The organism is Mycobacterium sp. E342, from assembly GCF_001667665.1.
Classification (GTDB): domain Bacteria; phylum Actinomycetota; class Actinomycetes; order Mycobacteriales; family Mycobacteriaceae; genus Mycobacterium.
The window spans coordinates 1-16823 of record NZ_LZJM01000277.1 but is presented as its reverse complement, the minus strand read 5'-3'; the positions used below and the strand labels follow the sequence as shown (position 1 = coordinate 16823).

General features: G+C 66.8%; 16 protein-coding genes and 2 pseudogenes. 10 read left to right on the top strand and 8 right to left on the bottom strand.

Annotation, left to right across the window (positions count from 1 at the left end):
• Positions 1-123 precede the first annotated feature (123 nt).
• Positions 124-1422 carry an MFS transporter gene (locus A5692_RS21785; RefSeq protein WP_068059713.1) on the top strand — a complete coding sequence of 433 codons (1299 nt, stop codon included), beginning with the start codon at positions 124-126 and terminating at the stop codon, positions 1420-1422.
• Between the two features lie 22 nt (positions 1423-1444).
• Here the strand turns inward: A5692_RS21785 and A5692_RS21780 are convergent, their stop codons facing one another.
• On the bottom strand, positions 1445-2344 hold the full coding sequence (locus tag A5692_RS21780) for a universal stress protein (RefSeq protein WP_068059790.1): 900 nt from the start codon (positions 2342-2344) through the stop codon (positions 1445-1447).
• A 207-nt stretch (positions 2345-2551) separates the two neighbouring features.
• Here A5692_RS21780 and A5692_RS21775 point away from each other — a divergent pair, with 207 nt between their 5' ends.
• Positions 2552-3283 carry a class I SAM-dependent methyltransferase gene (locus tag A5692_RS21775; RefSeq protein WP_068059709.1) on the top strand — a complete coding sequence of 244 codons (732 nt, stop codon included), beginning with the start codon at positions 2552-2554 and terminating at the stop codon, positions 3281-3283.
• Positions 3284-3293: 10 nt separating this feature from the next.
• Here the strand turns inward: A5692_RS21775 and A5692_RS21770 are convergent, their stop codons facing one another.
• Both A5692_RS21770 and A5692_RS21765 read right to left on the bottom strand, forming a co-directional pair.
• Entirely contained in the window at positions 3294-4493 is a 1200-nt protein-coding gene (locus A5692_RS21770) for a glycosyltransferase (RefSeq protein WP_068059706.1), read from the bottom strand.
• A 43-nt stretch (positions 4494-4536) separates the two neighbouring features.
• Entirely contained in the window at positions 4537-5505 is a 969-nt protein-coding gene (locus A5692_RS21765) for a UDP-glucuronic acid decarboxylase family protein (RefSeq protein ID WP_068059702.1), read from the bottom strand.
• A 207-nt stretch (positions 5506-5712) separates the two neighbouring features.
• Between A5692_RS21765 and A5692_RS21760 the strand changes: the two genes are divergently transcribed.
• The gene (locus A5692_RS21760) at positions 5713-6057 is read left to right on the top strand and encodes a hypothetical protein (protein WP_197514531.1); all 345 of its coding nucleotides are present in this window, start codon (positions 5713-5715) and stop codon (positions 6055-6057) included.
• Here the strand turns inward: A5692_RS21760 and A5692_RS21755 are convergent.
• Both A5692_RS21755 and A5692_RS21750 read right to left on the bottom strand, forming a co-directional pair.
• The gene (locus A5692_RS21755; RefSeq protein ID WP_068059699.1) at positions 6054-6269 is read right to left on the bottom strand and encodes a hypothetical protein; all 216 of its coding nucleotides are present in this window, start codon (positions 6267-6269) and stop codon (positions 6054-6056) included. The genes A5692_RS21760 and A5692_RS21755 overlap by 4 nt on opposite strands.
• A gap of 101 nt (positions 6270-6370) precedes the next feature.
• Positions 6371-8148: pseudogene (locus A5692_RS21750) on the bottom strand (NAD-binding protein).
• 292 nt (positions 8149-8440) lie between these two features.
• Here A5692_RS21750 and glnA point away from each other — a divergent pair.
• Both glnA and A5692_RS21740 read left to right on the top strand, forming a co-directional pair.
• The gene (gene glnA, locus A5692_RS21745; protein ID WP_068059696.1) at positions 8441-9877 is read left to right on the top strand and encodes a type I glutamate--ammonia ligase; all 1437 of its coding nucleotides are present in this window, start codon (positions 8441-8443) and stop codon (positions 9875-9877) included.
• 56 nt (positions 9878-9933) lie between these two features.
• Positions 9934-10923 (top strand): DMT family transporter, encoded by a 990-nt coding sequence (locus A5692_RS21740; RefSeq protein ID WP_068059692.1) that lies wholly within the window; start codon positions 9934-9936, stop codon positions 10921-10923.
• On the opposite strand, the gene A5692_RS21735 is transcribed toward A5692_RS21740, so the two are convergent.
• Positions 10842-11705, bottom strand: a complete 864-nt coding sequence (locus A5692_RS21735; protein ID WP_068059689.1) for a phytanoyl-CoA dioxygenase family protein — start codon at positions 11703-11705, stop codon at positions 10842-10844. The genes A5692_RS21740 and A5692_RS21735 overlap by 82 nt on opposite strands.
• Before the next feature lie 121 nt (positions 11706-11826).
• Between A5692_RS21735 and A5692_RS21730 the strand changes: the two genes are divergently transcribed.
• The 4 genes from A5692_RS21730 to A5692_RS21715 are packed head-to-tail and all read left to right on the top strand — an operon-like array spanning position 11827 to position 13977.
• Positions 11827-12228, top strand: a complete 402-nt coding sequence (locus A5692_RS21730; protein ID WP_068059784.1) for a DUF732 domain-containing protein — start codon at positions 11827-11829, stop codon at positions 12226-12228.
• A gap of 30 nt (positions 12229-12258) precedes the next feature.
• Positions 12259-12678: a YkvA family protein gene (locus A5692_RS21725; protein WP_068059686.1), complete on the top strand. Its 420-nt coding sequence runs from the start codon at positions 12259-12261 to the stop codon at positions 12676-12678.
• Positions 12679-12724: 46 nt separating this feature from the next.
• Positions 12725-13144, top strand: a complete 420-nt coding sequence (locus A5692_RS21720; protein WP_068059683.1) for a DUF4267 domain-containing protein — start codon at positions 12725-12727, stop codon at positions 13142-13144.
• Between the two features lie 5 nt (positions 13145-13149).
• Positions 13150-13977 carry an LLM class F420-dependent oxidoreductase gene (locus tag A5692_RS21715; RefSeq protein ID WP_068059680.1) on the top strand — a complete coding sequence of 276 codons (828 nt, stop codon included), beginning with the start codon at positions 13150-13152 and terminating at the stop codon, positions 13975-13977.
• Between the two features lie 2 nt (positions 13978-13979).
• Here the strand turns inward: A5692_RS21715 and A5692_RS21710 are convergent, their stop codons facing one another.
• Together A5692_RS21710 and A5692_RS21705 are read right to left on the bottom strand one after the other, a co-directional pair.
• Entirely contained in the window at positions 13980-15425 is a 1446-nt protein-coding gene (locus tag A5692_RS21710; protein WP_197514534.1) for a YdiU family protein, read from the bottom strand.
• Positions 15426-15478: 53 nt separating this feature from the next.
• Positions 15479-16051 (bottom strand): hemerythrin domain-containing protein, encoded by a 573-nt coding sequence (locus tag A5692_RS21705; protein ID WP_068059668.1) that lies wholly within the window; start codon positions 16049-16051, stop codon positions 15479-15481.
• Positions 16052-16292: 241 nt separating this feature from the next.
• Between A5692_RS21705 and A5692_RS21700 the strand changes: the two are divergent.
• A pseudogene (locus A5692_RS21700) lies at positions 16293-16823 on the top strand (hypothetical protein); the annotation flags it as partial.

Here is a 16823-nt window from a genome sequence, read left to right as displayed (position 1 = left end):
CGCGATAAGCCGTGTGGCCGGACGAGCCCGGTGCCAAGCTACCCCCGATCCGCGCGGCACCGGTTCCGATCAGGCGGATTGTGATCCTTTTGCGCACGTGGCCCCGCGCATACCTTCCCTCAGGTGACGTCGAATGTGGGCAGCCCCCCGACCCAGGTATCTCGAGCCATACCCGCCACGTTCAAGCAGGCCCTCTTCGTCGCGGTGACAGCCGGGCTGGGCTATGGCTTCGACTCGTACGCGGTAAACATCTACGGCTTGGTGCTGCCGGATATAAAGAAGACGTTGCACATCACCGACGCCGAGGCCGGCTACATCGGCTCGATCTTCCTGCTGGGCTACACAATCGGCACCATCGGCTTCGGATACGCCGCCGACAGGTGGGGGCGTAAGACCACCCTCGGAGCGTCGATCCTGCTCTACGGCATCACCACTTCATTGGCCGGCCTCACGGCGAACGTCGCCGCCTTCACCGGACTTCGCTTTCTCACCGGGGTGGGCGGTGCCGGGGAACTGGCGGTCGGTGCGCCCTACACCGCCGAAGTCTGGCCCGCGAAGACGCGCGCCCTGGGAGTCGGCGGGGTGATCTTCTCCTTCTTCTCGCTGGGCTATGTCCTCGCAGCGGCCGTCGCGTTGGCCCTGGTGCCGCGGTTCGGTTGGCAGTCCGCGTTCATCGTCGCGATCGTCCCGGCCGTCGTCCTCTTCCTCGTCAGGCGCGGCATCGCCGAGTCGCACCGGTACACCGACGTGCAGGCCCGGGTCGACAACGGGGCCAGCAAGCCGCGACTGTGGCACCTTCCCGGCGTGCGTCGGCGACTGCTCTCCGGCTGGCTGATCTACACCGCCAACGCGGTCGGCTACTGGGGCGTGACCGTCTTTTTGACGACATACATCGTCAAGAGGTTCCACGCCTCCTCGATCGAGGCGATCCGCTACGCGCTGCTGTTCTTCCTGCTCCAGGTCGTGTTCGTCTACGTGGGAACCGCGCTCGCCGATTGGGTGGGCCGGCGCCCCTCGGCGATCCTCGCCGGAGTGATCGAGTTGGTCTCGACCGTCCTGGCCGCCACCTCCCACTCGTTGGACAGATACCTGGTCTTCGGTGCGATCGCCATCGCCACCCTCGGCTGGTTGTGGGGCGTCGGGGACACGTACGTCTCGGAGCTCTTCCCAACGGTGTTGCGCGGCACGGGTTTCGGCATCGCAGTCGGCGGCGGCCGCGTGGTCTCCATCGCGGCCCCGGCCGTGGTCGGTTGGGGCATCACGCATTACGGGCTCGAGACGCCGTATCTCGCGCTCGCCGGCCTCTGGGGGCTGACGCTGCTCGGCTACGCGATCGGACCGGAGACGAAAGGCAGGGAACTCGAAGATCTGGCCGACGAGGCCCTCACCGAAGACCTCGTGCCCGTGAGCCCGAGGAACTAGCAGGGCCCGCGGGCGGCCGTCGTCACGGCCGGCGCGCCACGATGACCCCGACCTTGGCCCTGTTCACTACCGCCGCCCCGACCGATCCCAGCAACCTGCCCCTGAACCAGCCGCAGCCGTGGCTGCCGACCACGACCAGTTGCGCGCGCTCGGACGCCTCGATCAGCCAACGCGCCGGATCACCGATTTCGATCCTGCGATCGATCCCCACGTCGGGATAGCATTCGTGCCAACCGGCCAGTCGCTCGGCGAGCGTCGCCTCCTCCGTGGATAGTTGAGCGTCCCATTTGGCGTCCTGGAACGATCCCTTGGAGCCGGCAACCCGGGGATCGGTCCAGGCGTGCATGGCCAGCAGCCCGACACCGCGCCGGGAGGCTTCCTCAAATGCGATGGCAGTGGCCGCTTCCGACGCCGGTGAGCCGTCGATGCCCACCAGCACCGGTGCCCGCGCGCCATCGCCGGTCAGGGCTTTGTCGTCGTGGATTACCGCGACCGGGCAATGCGCGTGGTAAACCAGGTTCGAACTCACCGAGCCCAGGAAGTTGCCGGCCAGGACGCCGCCGTGTCCCCGGTAGCCGACCACGACCATCTGCGCCGCTCTGGAGAGGCCGACGAGCGTCGGGAGGGTGGCGGAGCGCAACACCTTGCCGTCGATCTGCACCGGATCGCACTCACCGGTGTTCTCCTCGGCCACCTTGATCGCCGACGAGATGACATCGCGTGCCCGCCGCTCCTGCCATTGGCTGAAGCCGGCCGGCGCGGCCACCTCGAACCACTCCGGCAAGAGGGCGTCGACGACATGGACCAGGGTCAGCGGCGCCTTCCTGAGCGCCGCATCCCGCGCCGCCCACCGGACGGCAGCCAGCGCCGCGGCCGAGCCATCAACGCCTACCAAGATCGCGCCACGTGGTGGTTGCCACATTTGGAGTTCTTTTCTGATCGGCCGTGTACCCACCGGCAGGATCACTCGGGGCGGCCGCGACTGTCAGGGCCGAAGATATCCAAGCCGAAGGACCAAAGGCCCCGAGCGAGTCGTGTGCTGCATTGATACCCTTCAACGCACGGCGCACATCTGAAAACGTCGGCCACCACGGACCCCCTTGGAGGAGTTCATGCGCACGAGCGCATCATGACCGATGCCGTATGGAACCTCTATGCCGAGCAGATGGACAACGTCGACGGCTGGTTCTTCGAGGCCGATGTCGCGCTCTTCAGCAAGCTGCTCGCCTGCCAGACGGCCGAGGGCATCAAGGGCGACATGCTGGAGATCGGCACGTACCAGGGCAAGTCCGCCATCCTGATGGGTTACGGCCTGCGCGACGACGAAGAACTGGTGATCTGCGATCTCTTCGATGCGGTGGTGGATCACGACGACCTCGCGCCGCTCCCGCGCCGGCAGTACGCGGGCCTCGACCAGCAGCAGTTCCTGGCCAACTGGGATCGGTTCCACACTCGCCGGCCACAGCTTGAGGTCTGCCCGTCGTCGGAGCTCGATCTCGGCGAACGGGCACTTCGGTTCACCCACATCGACGGCTGTCACAGCTACCGGTGCGTGGCGAAGGACATCCACCTCGCCGTGACCCACGCTGCGCCACGAGCCGTGATCGCGCTGGACGACTACCGGGGCGTCGAAACCCCGGGCGTGGCGGCGGCCGTCTGGCAGGCGGTCGGCAACGGCTTCTTGTTCCCGTTCGCGGCGACCTACATGAAGCTCTACGCCTGCACGTCGGCCGCTGATCAGAGTTACTGGTTGGACCGGGTCCGGGACAGCACCGACATCTGTGCCCTACCCGACTTCGCGTTGCCGTCTTATGGCAGCGTCTCGGCCGCGCAGATCCAGCATTCGGCCGCCCCGCGCTGACCCGCGCCGATCATTCCGCGGTCGGCGGCGCTTGCCCTTCGGCCGGGTGACCGCGACGGGCCTCGTCCTCCAATAGGTCGGCCGCCGTGGTGGCGCTTTCCGCCGGTGTGGCCATCAGGGCGGCGACCTCGCGGGTGCGAGCCACGCACTGCGGCGTGAGGATGGACCGCAGATCCGCGATCAACGAATTGAGGGTGGTGTCTTCGTAGCGCCGTCCAATGCCCACTCCCAGTTGGTTGACCGCGGCCGCCCAGAGCGGCTGGTCGACCGAGACGGCAAGGGCAAGCGTAGGGACTCCGGCCCGGATGCCCGCGAACGTGGTGCCGGGCCCCCCGTGGTGGACGACCGCGCGGCAAGCCGGAAAGACGGCCGCGTGGTTCACCGCGCTCACGACTTTGACGTGCTCGAGATGCGGGAGGCCGGCGAGATCGCTTACGCCGCTGCAAATCAACGCCCGCTCGTCCAGGTGCGCGCAGGCCGTGCTCATGGTCGTCACGTCGGCAAGCGATGCGACTCGCGCGCTGCTGCCGAAACCGAAATAGATTGGCGGTGTTCCCGCGGCGAGCCATGACGCGACGTCGTCGTCGACCTCGGTCGGCAGCTCGAGCGTCAGCCCGCCGACGAAGGCTCGCCGGACACCGTGTTGCGCCCATTCGGCCGTCAGTCCGGGAAAGAAGAATTCGTCGTAGGCCTGAATCTCCAGTGGGTGCGGCGCGGATGGGCCCCTTTGCGCTGACAGCCCCAATGTCCGGCGTAGCTCGTCTTCGGCGTCTTTGGTTACGGGCGAAAGCGTTTCGCTCGGAGCGATGGGGTAGATGTGCATGGCGGCCTGCGGAATGCCATAGTATTCCGCAACATTGGCGGCAAGCCCCTGCTCGCTGGCGTCCGTAAAGAGCAGGTCGGCCCCGTCGGCCAGTGACGTGAGCGCCCTGCCCAGCTCCGGCCACATTTGCGTGATGTCCCGCAAGATTTCCCACGCCATGGCAACAGGATTCGGCGTAGCGCCGTATTTGCGAGCGATTTCTGCGTTCTGCCGCACCTGGTCGGGGCCGTGGGAGACCGCGGTCAGGCCCGCCGACTCGATGAAGCCGACGTAGTTGGGCGGGACCGCCATCAGCACATCGTGACCTCTGCGTTGCAGTTCCCGGGCGATGGCGGCGCACGGCTCGATATCGCCGCGAGTTCCCAGCGTTGCCAGCACGAATCTCATTGCGGGAGGCCGATTTTCGATGCGGGGCGTGTCAATCCCATGGTCACGGCGCGCTTCCCGCGGAATGGCGTCCGGTGATGGCTCTGAAATAGTCGATCGTTCGCTCGATCCCCTCCTCGAACGGGACGTGTGGGCGCCAGCCGAGCCTGGACTCGGCGAGGTTGATGTCCGGCTTGCGCCTCCTCGGGTCATCCGGGGGCAGCGGCTTGAACACGGTCGCCGAGGTCGATCCGGTCAACTCCCTGATGATGCTGGCGGTTTCGAGGACGGTGAGTTCGGCCGGGCTGCCGAGGTTGACGGGCCCGGTGAAGGAGGGTTCGCTCACCGCCATCTTCACGAGCCCGTCGACGAGATCGTCGACGTAGCAAAAGGACCGTGTCTGGCTGCCGTCCCCGAAGATGGTGATCGGGTCGCCTCGCAGCGCCTGGACGATAAACGTCGAGATGATCCGCCCGTCCTCGACATCCATCACCGGACCGTAGGTGTTGAAGATGCGGACGACCTTGATGGGGACGCCGTAGCGGCGCGCGTACTCGAGCATCAGCGTCTCGGCGACCCGCTTGCCCTCTTCGTAACACCCGCGCGCGCCGAAGCAATTGACGTTGCCCCAGTAGCTTTCGGTCTGCGGATGGATCGCCGGGTCCCCATACACCTCGCTGGTGGACGCCTGCAGCATGGTCGCCCCCGATTCGCGCGCCAGCTCCAGAAGGTTCCTGGTCCCGACGTAGTTGGTGTCCAGCGTGGACAAGGGATCCCGCTGGTAGGCCCGGGGCGATCCGGGGCAGGCCATGTTGAAGATGACGTCCAGCGGGCCCGAGACGGCCGAGCCGACCGGCCGGGTGATGTCGTGCTCGAGGAAGCTGAAGCCCGGACCGCTAGCGAGCCGCTGCACGTTCGCGCGGCTGCCGGTGCAGAAATTGTCCAGCCCGACGACCTCCATGCCGTTGCGGCGGAGCCGATCGCAGAGGTGAAACCCCAGGAAGCCGGCGGCGCCGGCAACCAGGGCTCTCACCTTGTCTTCTCCTTAGTGCCGTTCGGTTGTCGACACGACGTAGCCTCGCATGGCCGGCCGGGGGGGCCGCAAGACGGCCGCCGAAACGGTGACTCCGCCCCCGGCTTCTGGCCCGGTCAACGCACCCAAGCCCTACCATTGATGAGCGGGGGCCACCGCTTGCCGAGCCTCCAGGTCATTGAGGCGCTGAATCGAGGAGAAGTGTCCGTGCAACTGTCGCTCACACCCCTGTCCGTCACGAGAAGGCTGTTTATCGCCGTGTCGTTCGTGATCGCGTTCGTTGCTTCGGCGTCGCTGCCGGCCACACTCGCTGCGGCTCATGCCGACCCGATCGGTTTCCCGCCGGACTGGCCCAACTACGAAATGCAGACCGAACAGACGATGTGCAACGCCATGGCACAGGGCTGGTCACGCGCCCAGATCGTCGGCGCGATGCAACAGGCGAACAATCAGAGCATTACGGGGCTGACCCCGCAGCAGGCCGCCAAGCGCGCCAACATGTGGGTCGACCTTGGCCGGATCAAGTACTGCCCAGGCGCCGTCGCCAGCTAGCAGAGCGCGGCGGAAAACCACCCGCTGGCCACCAGGGCTATCACGAGCGCGGCGGTGGCGTGCCCCGTCGACGCCGCGACGACGACTCCGGTGATCGCTGCGATGAGGGCCATGACCACGACCAGGGCCAGCAGTATCCGATGTGAATGCACCGCTCCGTTAGCGCGCGGTGCAACGACTACGTACTTGCTCGAGCCGTGGGGTGCGGCCATGGAAGCTCCCATCGCGTTTGTGACCTCGGATACAAAGAAAGCACAAATGTGCTGTGCATCACAACAGGGCGCGATGAAGTGGCTCGACTTTTAGCCGTTCGTTAACCGTCCGGATCGGGCGCCCACCTTGGTGGGCGCACCTCCGGCTGGCGTGTCGACCGTGCCGCCGCCAATGCCGCGGTGCGCTCGCCGTTGATCGTTGTCAGCGGCGGGGGCTGGCCCTTGCGCAGCGTCGCGATCAGTTCTCGGTACGGGCCAATGAGGTAGACGGTGTCACCGGCTTTCAGGCGGGCGTCGCGGCGCGGGCGCAATCTGACCGGCCCTTCCGGCCGGGTGATCGCGATGACGCGGGTCTGAGTAGACAGATCGACCATCCGCAGCCCGTCGAGCTCGCTGCCCGCCGCCACCAGCATCCCGCCGACCATGAAGGAGCGCTGGCCCACCCAGAATGTGCCGAGCACATGCAAGCCCATCGCCGCGCCGATGAACCACGGCGCCGCCAGGTCGACGATCGACCGCACGTTCTCGAAACCGAACCGTCGGTGCACCGCGGTGCCCAGCGCGCGGCCTTGAACGCGCATGACGATGGGCACCTTCGTGTTGGATCCCAGCATTTCGAGCAGCACGATCCCGGCTTCGATGTTTTTCATGTCGTCCTGGGTCACCAGCGCCACCCCGCGGGCGCGGTCGATGCGCGCCGACTCCAGCGTCTGGCGCATCGTCGGATCCCCGAAGATCACCGGCACATCGAGTTCGGCCACGGTCGGCAGGAAGCGGTTGCTGTCGTCCGGCTCGATGACCAGGACGTCGTATCCGGCCGCCGCGAGATCACTGACGACCCGCACCCCGATCGAACCCAACCCGACGACGACGACGTGGTCGTGCATGTGGCGCGCGCGCCGCAGTCCGGCCGATTGGACGAAGCGGCGCGACAGCAGGAGGTCGGCAAGGAACGCGACAAGGATGGCGGTGACGCTCGCGCCACCGAACATCAACAAGACGGCGAAGAGCCGCAGGGACGTGGATTGCTGGGCGAAACTGAAGTCGCCGTAGCCCACCGTCGTGATCGTCTCGGAGGCGAAGTACAGGGCGTCGATCCACGACATTTTGGGGTTGTGATAGGCGAAGCGCACCACGGCCGTCGAGCCAAGAGTGAGAAGCAGCGCGAACGCCAGCGAGGGGAAGAGCATGGGGTTCACTTCGTCTCGGATGGCGCGCGCCGCGTCGATGACCCGCCGTACCGGGGAGTGGCGAGCGCGCGTCGCGGCCGGGGAGGCAAGGTGATTCCGCGGGCCTCCAATTCGTCCTTCACGCCGATCATCGACGTCCAGTCGCCGGCGTAGACCCGCAGATCTCGTCCGGGGCATGGCACCACCTCACCGGGAGCGGGCGAATTCTTGCCGTGAACCACCGCGACCGGTGCCAGGTCGGCGTAGATCTCCCGGAGCGTCGCGCTGTAAGGCGCCTCGGATCCCCAGACCACGAATTCGATACCGGCCGTGTCGAACTGGTGCGCGTTTCGCGACAACACGGCCTCGACGATCGAGGGTGCCGCGAGGTCGGCGACGTCCAAGATCGCGCCGGGACCGTTGACGGCAACCACCGCTTCGCGCAGTACGTCGTTGGCCAACCGGGCCACCACCCGCACGTTCGGGCTGAACTCTCTTGCCAGCAAAGCGGTTTCGAGGTTCACTGCGTCATTGGGGCCCGCGCACACGACGGCACGTGCGCGATGCACCCCGGCCCCGAGGAGGTCGGCGGCGGTGTTGATCTTGATGATTCGCGCGCCCGCGCCTCTCAGCTCCTCGGCGATCGTCTTCGACAGCGCGTCGTCACCGCTGACGATTATCTCGCGGTGAAATTGAAAGAGCTCGCCCATCGCGCGGGGCTTCGTTCGATTCTTACGCGCGTCGATCGCCACGGCTGGTCGCCGGACGGCCGCCGTTTGTGTTGCGTGGCATGACTACTCCTTCTTCTGCTGCAGCTGCGTGGTACAGATGACTATCGGCCAACGCGCAGGGAAGTGCCACCGGAAGCCAGCCGCCGTGCATCGGAGCCCTGGTCTTTCTGTGACGCAACAGGTTCGACTCGCGGTGGTGACGCGGCCGAAATGGTCGAGGCGTAGAAAGCGCTCGCACGCCAGTGCCGACGATCAAGCTAAGGAGCGTTGCGTGTCCGATAAGACGCCCGACGATATTTTCAAACTCGCCAAGGATGAGAACATCGAGTACGTCGACGTCCGCTTCTGTGACTTGCCTGGCACCATGCAGCACTTCACAATTCCCATCTACGCCTTCGATGAAAGCGTCTTCGAGGAAGGCCTGGCCTTCGACGGTTCCTCGATCCGCGGGTTCCAATCGATCCACGAGTCCGACATGGTGCTGCTGCCCGATCCGGAGACCGCGACCATCGACCCGTTCCGGGCTCGCAAGACGCTGAACGTGAACTTCTTCGTGCACGACCCGTTCACCCTCGAGGTGTACTCGCGCGACCCGCGCAACATCGCCCGCAAGGCAGAGAACTATCTGATCAGTTCCGGCATCGCGGACACCGCCTATTTCGGTCCGGAGGCCGAGTTCTACATATTCGACTCGGTCAGCTTCGACTCGAGCACCAACGAATCGTTCTACAAGGTCGACGCGGCATCCGGGTGGTGGAACACCGGAGAGGACGCCGAGCCGGATGGGAGCCCCAACCTCGGCTACAAGGTCCGCCCCAAGGGCGGGTACTTTCCGGTGGCCCCCACCGATCACTACGTCGATCTGCGCGACGAGATCCTCACCCACCTCACCAACGCCGGTTACTCCCTGGAGAAGGGCCACCATGAAGTCGGCAGCGGCGGCCAGGCCGAGATCAACTACAAGTTCAATACGTTGCTGCACGCGGCCGACGACCACCAGATGTACAAGTACATCGTCAAGCAGACCGCGTGGCAGGCTGGGAAGACCGTCACGTTCATGCCCAAGCCGTTGTTCGGCGACAACGGTTCCGGTATGCACTGCCACCAGTCGCTGTGGAAGGACGGCGTGCCGCTGATGTACGACCCGACGGGATACGCCGGCCTGTCCGACACCGCGCGGCACTACATCGGCGGCTTGCTGTACCACGCCCCGTCGTTGCTGGCCTTCACCAACCCGACCGTCAACTCCTACAAGCGTCTGGTTCCCGGCTTCGAAGCGCCGATCAATCTGGTCTACAGCCAACGCAATCGGTCGGCGTGTGTGCGCATCCCGATCACCGGTAACAATCCGAAGACCAAGCGGCTGGAATTCCGTTGCCCCGACTCGTCGGGCAACCCGTACCTGTCCTTCGCGGCCCAGTTGATGGCCGGGTTGGACGGCATCAAGAACAAGATCGAGCCGCCTCCGCCGGTCGACAAGGACCTCTACGAGCTGCCGCCGGAGGAGGCCGCGGAGATCCCGCAGGCCCCCACGCAGTTGTCCGCGGTCATCGACCGTCTGGAGGAAGACAGCGAATACCTGACCGAGGGCGGGGTCTTCACCCCCGACGTCATCGCGACGTGGATCAACTACAAGCGCACCTACGAGATCGCGCCGTTCAACCTCCGGCCGACCCCGTACGAATTCGCCCTCTACTACGACGTATGAGGTAGTTCGCTCCCAGCGCAGTTAACGTCGCCGGCGCCCCGGGTACCCATCCGGGCATGGGGTGGGTGCAAGCACATGCGGTCGCAATCTTCTCGGCGTTGCTGTCCGCGTTCTGGGCCGCGGTCGGGATCGTCGTCCGGCAACGCGCCGCTCAGGACGTTCCGGCCGATGACGGCATGTCGGGAACGATGGTCACCACGCTGGCCCGCAGACCGTTGTGGTGGGCGGGCACGGTCGGAGCGGTCGCCGGTTACGTATTTCAAGCCGTGGCGTTGGCTCACGGATCCCTGCTTCTGATCCAGCCGCTACTGGTTTCGTCGCTGCTGTTCGCGCTGCCGATGAGCGCACGACTCTGCCACCAACGGATCAGCGCGGCGCAATGGGGCTGGGCGACGCTGCTGACGGCCGCCTTGGCGGTCTTCGTGCTTGTCGGCCAGCCCCGCGAGGGCCACAACCGCCCCGCGGTACCGGCGTGGACGCTCGCGTTGTCGGTGACGGTGCCGTTGCTGGTTGTCTGCGTCATCGCCGCGAGCCGCGCGGTCGGTCGTGCGCGGGCGATGTTGCTGGGCGTCGCTGTGGCGGTCCTGCTCGGCATGATCGCCGTCTTGACGAAGATCTGCACGCACCGCTATGCCGTCGGCGGCTGGCACGCTCTCCTGAGCGTCCCCGCTCCCTACCTGCTGGTCGGCCTGGCCGTCGCCGTGACGGTGGTGCAGAACTCGGCGTTCCACGCCGGGGCGTTGCAGGCGTCGGTGCCGATCATGTTGGTGGGGGAGCCCGTTGTCGCGGTCCTGGTCGGCATCGCGGTGCTGGGTGAACACCTGGCGGTGGGGCGTTCGACGGCGCTGGAGCTGCCGGTTGCGGTCGGGGCGATGGTGGCCAGTGCCGTCGCCCTGAGCCGTAGCCAGGCGATCGAGTCGCAGCGCCGTCCGGCGCAGACCTCAACGGCGGACGGGAACAGGGCCTACGAGTCCTGCGCGGTTTCCAGCAGTCGCAGCGGGTGCAGACCGTCGACCGCGCCGACGAACGGCGGGTGGATGCTGTAGCCCAGCATGCGGCGAATGTCGTCGGAGACCGTCCGGGCGATGTCGCGCGATATCGACAACGTGAAGGCTTCCATCGGCCGCAGCCACGGCTGGCAGTACTGGGCGGTGACGGCGAGGCGGCCGCGGTCGGTGCTGTTGGCGCCCCCGCCGTGCCACAGGGTCCCGACGAAGAAGACGCACGACCCGGCGGGCATCACGATGGGCACGGCCGCATCGTCGGCGCCGGGCCTGCGCTTGCCCCACCGGTGGCTGCCCGGGTAGAGCACCGTGGCGCCGTTGTCGGCGGTGAAGTCGTCGATGGCCCAGATCGTGGCCGCCGCCAACGGTTCTCGTGGACGCGGAACCGGATAGAAGCCGTCGTCGTGGTGGGCCAGCTGCGCGGCCTCGCCGGGCTGAATGTTGATGGCCTGCAACGCCGAAAGCAGGTAGTTCGGCATCAGCAGCCGATCGAGCACCGCAAGCACGCGGGGGTTGTCGACCAGCCCGTCGCAGACCCGCGTTCGGCTCAGCAGGCTGTAGATGCGCTGGGTGCGCCGGCCCTCGAAGGAGTTGCGTCCCGTGTGGGCGAGCCACGGGCGCACGACCTCACGGATCTGCCGGCATTGCTCGCCGGTGAGCAGGTTCTCCCAGACGACGTAGCCGTCGCGGTCGAGGGCCGCCATGTCCGCGTCGACGACGACGCGGTCCACCGACTGTCCGCCGCTCGGCGTCCGCCGGTAGCGCTGCGCCAGGTCGCCCCTGAGGTCTTCCAGTGTGGTGACGGGCTCGTCGTCGATGTTCATTGGCACTCGTCCTTCATCCCGCACCCACACTAAGCCGAGTTCGCCTCAACTCACACCGAATCGCGGGGGACGCACCCGACAAGACAACGCCGACTTTGTGTACCAGGATGAAGCGGTGCGGATGCTTCTCGTGCTGGCGAGCTTCGCGGCCCTCGTCGGCGTCGCCGCTCCGGCGCAGGCCGATCCGGCCGGCAACAACGGGCCGGGTCCCGATGCGAGTTTCCTTGCGGCGCTCGATCAGGCGGGTGTTCCCGTCAAAAGTGGGCCGGTCGCGATCGGGGTCGCCAAAAAGGCCTGCCAACTGATGGACCAGGGCCACTCGCAGGCCGACGTCATCCAAAGCATGTCGGCGAGCAACCCGGGATTCTCCGTGGACGACGCAACCAAGTTCACGGTCAGCGCGGTGGCCGCCTACTGCCCCCAGCACCTCGGGGAACCGACCACCGAGCCACCGCCAGGTCCCACTCTGCCGCCGACGGGCATGTGGCCCATGTTTCCCTGGCCGACGCCGGGCGCCGCGTAAAGCACGGGACCCGTCCAGGAAGATCGAACGATGTGGTCTGACTGGTGGATGATTCTGATCGGCCTGGTCAGCGCGTTTGCGGTGATCTGGGTGATCCTCGCCATCACCTTCTGGCTGATGAAACCCCAGGCCAACATGCAGGACCTGGTGCGCCTGCTGCCCGACGTGCTTCGGCTGTTGAAACGCCTCGCCGCCGACCCCGAACTGCCGCGACGGATCCGGATCGCGTTGGTCGCGCTCATCGCCTTTGTCGTGTCGCCCATCGACCTGATCCCCGATGCCATCCCGGTCATCGGATTCGCCGACGACGTGATCATCGTCGGGCTGGTGCTGCGCTGGATCAGCCGCACGGCGGGATCCGAGGCGCTCGCCAAGCACTGGCCCGGCACACCCGACGGGCTTGCCACCTTGTGCAAGCTGTGCGGGCTGCCCGATCCCGCGCTGGAGTGACGGCCGCGGCACCGATCGCGCGGGTGTACCCATAGGCTGACCGACCATGGCAATCGACCGAGCCGCTCTACTGGCGGGCAGCATCCGACTCACTTCCGGCATCTGGTTCCTCGTCGACCCCCTGAGCGCGAACCGGTTCTGGGGAGACCCTGGTGACCCGGCTCCGACGGCGCGGCTGTTGTTGCGCTCCATGGGATATCGCGACGCTTTGATCGGCGGCATGCTCGCGGCGGCGGCGCTGCGCGGCAAGAACACCCGCGGCTGGTTCCTGGCGTCCGGCGGTGCGGACGCGGCGGACCTGCTCGGCGGTATCAGCGTCCACGACGAGCTGAAGCCCTCGCAACGGATCATCGGTCTCGGCGGCGCGGTCGTCGGCATCGGCGTCGGGCTGTGGGGTGCGGCGCGTCGTACCACCGGGGTCGAGCGGGGAGCCGGTCGCGGGGGCGAGCTGAATGCGGTTGACTGAGCACCATGGGTCTAGGCGTGCTGACATTCGTGACGGACGAGGGCATCGATCCGGTGGCGCTCGGACAGGCGCTCGAGCAGCGTGGGTTCGAATCGCTGTTTCTCGCTGAGCATTCGCACATTCCGGCCGGGGACGTAACACCCTATCCGGCGGGCGGGCCGATCCCGCCGAAGTACTACCGCACCCTGGATCCGTTCGTGGCGTTGACCGCGGCGGCGGTCGTCACCGAACGGCTCGTCCTGGGTACCGGCATCGCACTTGTTCCGCAGCGCGATCCGATCCACACGGCCAAGGAGGTGGCGTCACTGGACCTGTTGTCGCAGGGACGGTTTCGGTTCGGTGTCGGCGTGGGCTGGTTGCGCGAAGAGATCGCCAACCATGGCGTCGATCCCGCGGTTCGCGGCCGGGTCGTCGACGAGCGGATCGACGCGATGATCGAGATCTGGACGCACGAAACGGCCGGGTTTCACGGCAAATTCGTGAACTTCGATCCGATCTACAGTTGGCCCAAACCGGTACAGAAGCCCTATCCGCCGCTGTACTTCGGCGGCGGGCCCGCCGGGTTCAAACGCATCGCCCGGCTGCACGCCGGTTGGCTGTCGATGACACCGTCCGCGGAGGTGCTGGCCCCGCAACTTCAGCGGCTGCGCGATGTCGCCGGCCAAGACGTGCCGGTGATCAGCTTCCACGGCGGCGCGCCGACGGCCAACGAGCTGGAGGGCTACCTCGCCCTCGGGGTGGAGCACCTGCTGGTGGAGCTGCCGACCGAGCCTCGCGACCAGACCCTCCGCCGCCTCGATGCGCTCCAGGGCGAGGCCGCAAAGCTGACGTAAGCCTAAGTGCCGCAGAACGTTTGGTACTTGCCGAAGTCCTCCGGGGCCGGGCTGGCGTAGCGCTCCAGGCCCGGCCGCTCGTCGAAGGGCGCGGTCACCGCGGCGAGGAGCTGCTCGACGGGGCCCAGCTCGCCGGCCGTCGCGGCGGCCAGGGCCTCCTCGACCAGGTGGTTGCGGGGAATGTAGACCGGGTTGGCCCGATCCATGACGTCCGCGTCGGGGCGCAGGCTCTGCCAGCGCGACAGCCAGGCGTCGAACCCGGCGAGGTCGATGAACAATCCGCGCGCGGGTTCGGCATTGCCGCGTGCCGCCCGGCCGAGGTGGCGGAAGAACGAGGTGTAGTCGACGTGGCTGTCCTTCAGCAGGGCAAGCAACTCGTCGGCCAGCGCCGTGCAGTCCCGAGCTTCGATGTCGGCCGGTAAACCGAGTTTGGCACGCATGCCGGACGACCACACGGCGTCGTACTCGCGCTGGAAGACGCCGAACGATGCCTCCGCAAGCGCGACTGCCTCCTCGATGTCATCGGAGAGCAGGGGGAGCAGCGTCTCGGCGAAACGAGCGAGGTTCCAGCCCGCGACCAGGGGCTGGTTGCCGTAGGCGTAGCGCCCCCAGGAGTCGATCGAACTGAAGACCGTGTCGGGGTCGTAGGCCTCCATGAAGGCGCACGGTCCGTAGTCGATCGTCTCGCCGGAGATCGTCATGTTGTCGGTGTTCATCACCCCGTGCACGAATCCGATCAGCATCCAGCGCGCGATCAGCGATGCCTGCACCGCGACCACGCCTTCGAACAGCGCGAGGTAGGGGCGTTCGGCCTGTGCGGCGCCGGGATGGTGGCGAGTGATCGCATGGTCGGCGAGGCGCCGCAGCAATTCGCCGTCGCCGGAGGACGCTGCGTACTGGAAGCTGCCCACCCGCAGATGGCTGCTGGCCACCCGGGTCAGCACTGCCCCCGGCAGTTCCGCTTCGCGCAGCACCGGGCGGCCGGTGCCCACCACGGCCAGCGATCGTGTCGTCGGCACTGAAAGCGCGTGCATCGCTTCGCTGACGATGTACTCGCGCAGCATGGGACCCACCGCCGCCAGCCCGTCGCCGCCGCGCGCGAACGGCGTCGGTCCGGAGCCTTTGAGGTGGATGTCGCGCAGACGGCCCTCGGCGTCGTCGAGCTCGCCGAGCAGCAGCGCGCGTCCGTCGCCCAATCGCGGGACGAAGCCGCCGAACTGATGCCCCGCGTAGGCCTGCGCCACCGGAACGGCGCCGCTGGGCACCAGGTCGCCGACCAGGAAGCGCAGTCCGTCGGGACTTTGCAGCCAGTCGGCGTCCAGGCCGAGCTCCGCCGCAAGCCCGTCGTTGAACGTCAGCAGCCTCGGCTCGACAGGGGCCTTAGCCTGCCAGCGCATGGCCATCTCCGGCAGCTCACGGAAGAACCGGTCTTGCAGGGCAACGGTCATATCCGGAGCGATACTCACCTCGTCGAGCCTACGGAAAGTTCGGCGTTGCAGGCCTAGCCGACGCCGATGGCCTGCTTGATCACATCGCGGGCGCGGTCGAGCATCGACGCGAACGGCCCCAAGGCGAAATTCAGTTTCGCCGACTCGACGCCCGGGTGCGGGCGGGTCGGTGCGATGGCCTCGGCCGCTCGCACAGCCGCGCCCATGCGCTTGAGATCGTCCTCGTCGACTTTCCGGAGCAACACGGGGAATTCGTCTTCTTCCTCGTGCCGCGCGTGTTCGAGCACGGCGTCGCGCAGCTTGGTGACGGCGTCGACGAACTGCTGCGAGGCGATATCGAGGTCCTCGATCTGCGACAGCAACTCCTTGGCTTCGTGCTCTTCTTTGAGCCGGGCGTCGACGATGGCGTCCCCGTCATCGGTCTCGCGGCGCACCCGCGGGTGCACCACCATCTCTTCGGCCGTCTCGTGGACGGCGAGCAGTTGACGCAACTCGACGAACGGCTTCTCCCGCGCCTGCGGGTCGGACGCGTGCAGGACTTCGTCGAACATGTCCTCGATGAGGTTGTGTTGCGCCTTCAGGAAAGCGACGACCTCGTCGGGCGATTGCACAATCATGTCAGCCATCGCCGATACCTCCAGTGTTCGGGCAGTTGGTAATTCGCACCATGGGCTGTGTGCGGCTCGTCGAGGCGTACCCGCTGTACAAGCCGCTAAACGACGCCGGCGCGGCCACCTCGAACCAGTGGCCAAAGCGATCTGGATCACACCCGGACTCCGATGTTATGTGTGCCCGCCCGAATGGGTAGCCGACCGAAAGGCGCTTTCGTGCCGATCCAGACAATCAACGCAGGAGGCGAGTTTTTCAATGACTTCATCGGACAAGACGACGGTTTTGGCGCAGCTGCGCGCTTTGCACCAGCTGACCAACACCGAGATCCAGGTTGCCGAAACCCGCATCGCACAGGCGCGTACCGAGGCCGTCGAGCGTGAACTGACGCAGAACGCGTCGAACGCACGTGATCGGTCCGAGGCGATCGAGAAGGCGATCCGCGGGCTGGGCGGTGTCCCCGACATCGTCGGCCCGTTCCTGGGACGCGCCGCGGCGGCGGTCAAGGCGCTGACCGAACAGGCGCAGCCGTTCGACGAGGCGCTGCTGGGCGACCTGGCGCTGGAGGATCAACTGCTCGACCGCGCCCGCTACCTCAAGGCGCTGGCCGTGGCCGCCGAGCGCATCCTCGGCGAGGACGGTCGTCAACCAGTCGACGGTCGCCGAGTGAGCGGTGATCAGCCGGGTGGCCAAGCTCTCCACCTCGGGCAGTTCGGCGGCCACGGCCAGCGCCTTGAGGTAGCGGGCGCGGTCGAGCAGTTGATCCTCCAGCGCCAGGTCGCCCAGCAG

Bases quoted from the DNA above. Each gene is read 5' to 3' on its own strand.
- A5692_RS21730 (WP_068059784.1), top strand. From the start codon at position 11,827: ATGCTTCTCGTGCTGGCGAGCTTCGCGGCCCTCGTCGGCGTCGCCGCT.
- A5692_RS21740 (WP_068059692.1), top strand. From the start codon at position 9,934: ATGGGGTGGGTGCAAGCACATGCGGTCGCAATCTTCTCGGCGTTGCTG.
- A5692_RS21725 (WP_068059686.1), top strand. From the start codon at position 12,259: ATGTGGTCTGACTGGTGGATGATTCTGATCGGCCTGGTCAGCGCGTTT.
- A5692_RS21710 (WP_197514534.1), bottom strand. From the start codon at position 15,425: ATGACCGTTGCCCTGCAAGACCGGTTCTTCCGTGAGCTGCCGGAGATG.
- A5692_RS21780 (WP_068059790.1), bottom strand. From the start codon at position 2,344: ATGTGGCAACCACCACGTGGCGCGATCTTGGTAGGCGTTGATGGCTCG.
- A5692_RS21775 (WP_068059709.1), top strand. From the start codon at position 2,552: ATGACCGATGCCGTATGGAACCTCTATGCCGAGCAGATGGACAACGTC.
- A5692_RS21735 (WP_068059689.1), bottom strand. From the start codon at position 11,705: ATGAACATCGACGACGAGCCCGTCACCACACTGGAAGACCTCAGGGGC.
- A5692_RS21715 (WP_068059680.1), top strand. From the start codon at position 13,150: ATGGGTCTAGGCGTGCTGACATTCGTGACGGACGAGGGCATCGATCCG.
- A5692_RS21770 (WP_068059706.1), bottom strand. From the start codon at position 4,493: ATGAGATTCGTGCTGGCAACGCTGGGAACTCGCGGCGATATCGAGCCG.
- A5692_RS21705 (WP_068059668.1), bottom strand. From the start codon at position 16,051: ATGGCTGACATGATTGTGCAATCGCCCGACGAGGTCGTCGCTTTCCTG.
- A5692_RS21755 (WP_068059699.1), bottom strand. From the start codon at position 6,269: ATGGCCGCACCCCACGGCTCGAGCAAGTACGTAGTCGTTGCACCGCGC.
- A5692_RS21720 (WP_068059683.1), top strand. From the start codon at position 12,725: ATGGCAATCGACCGAGCCGCTCTACTGGCGGGCAGCATCCGACTCACT.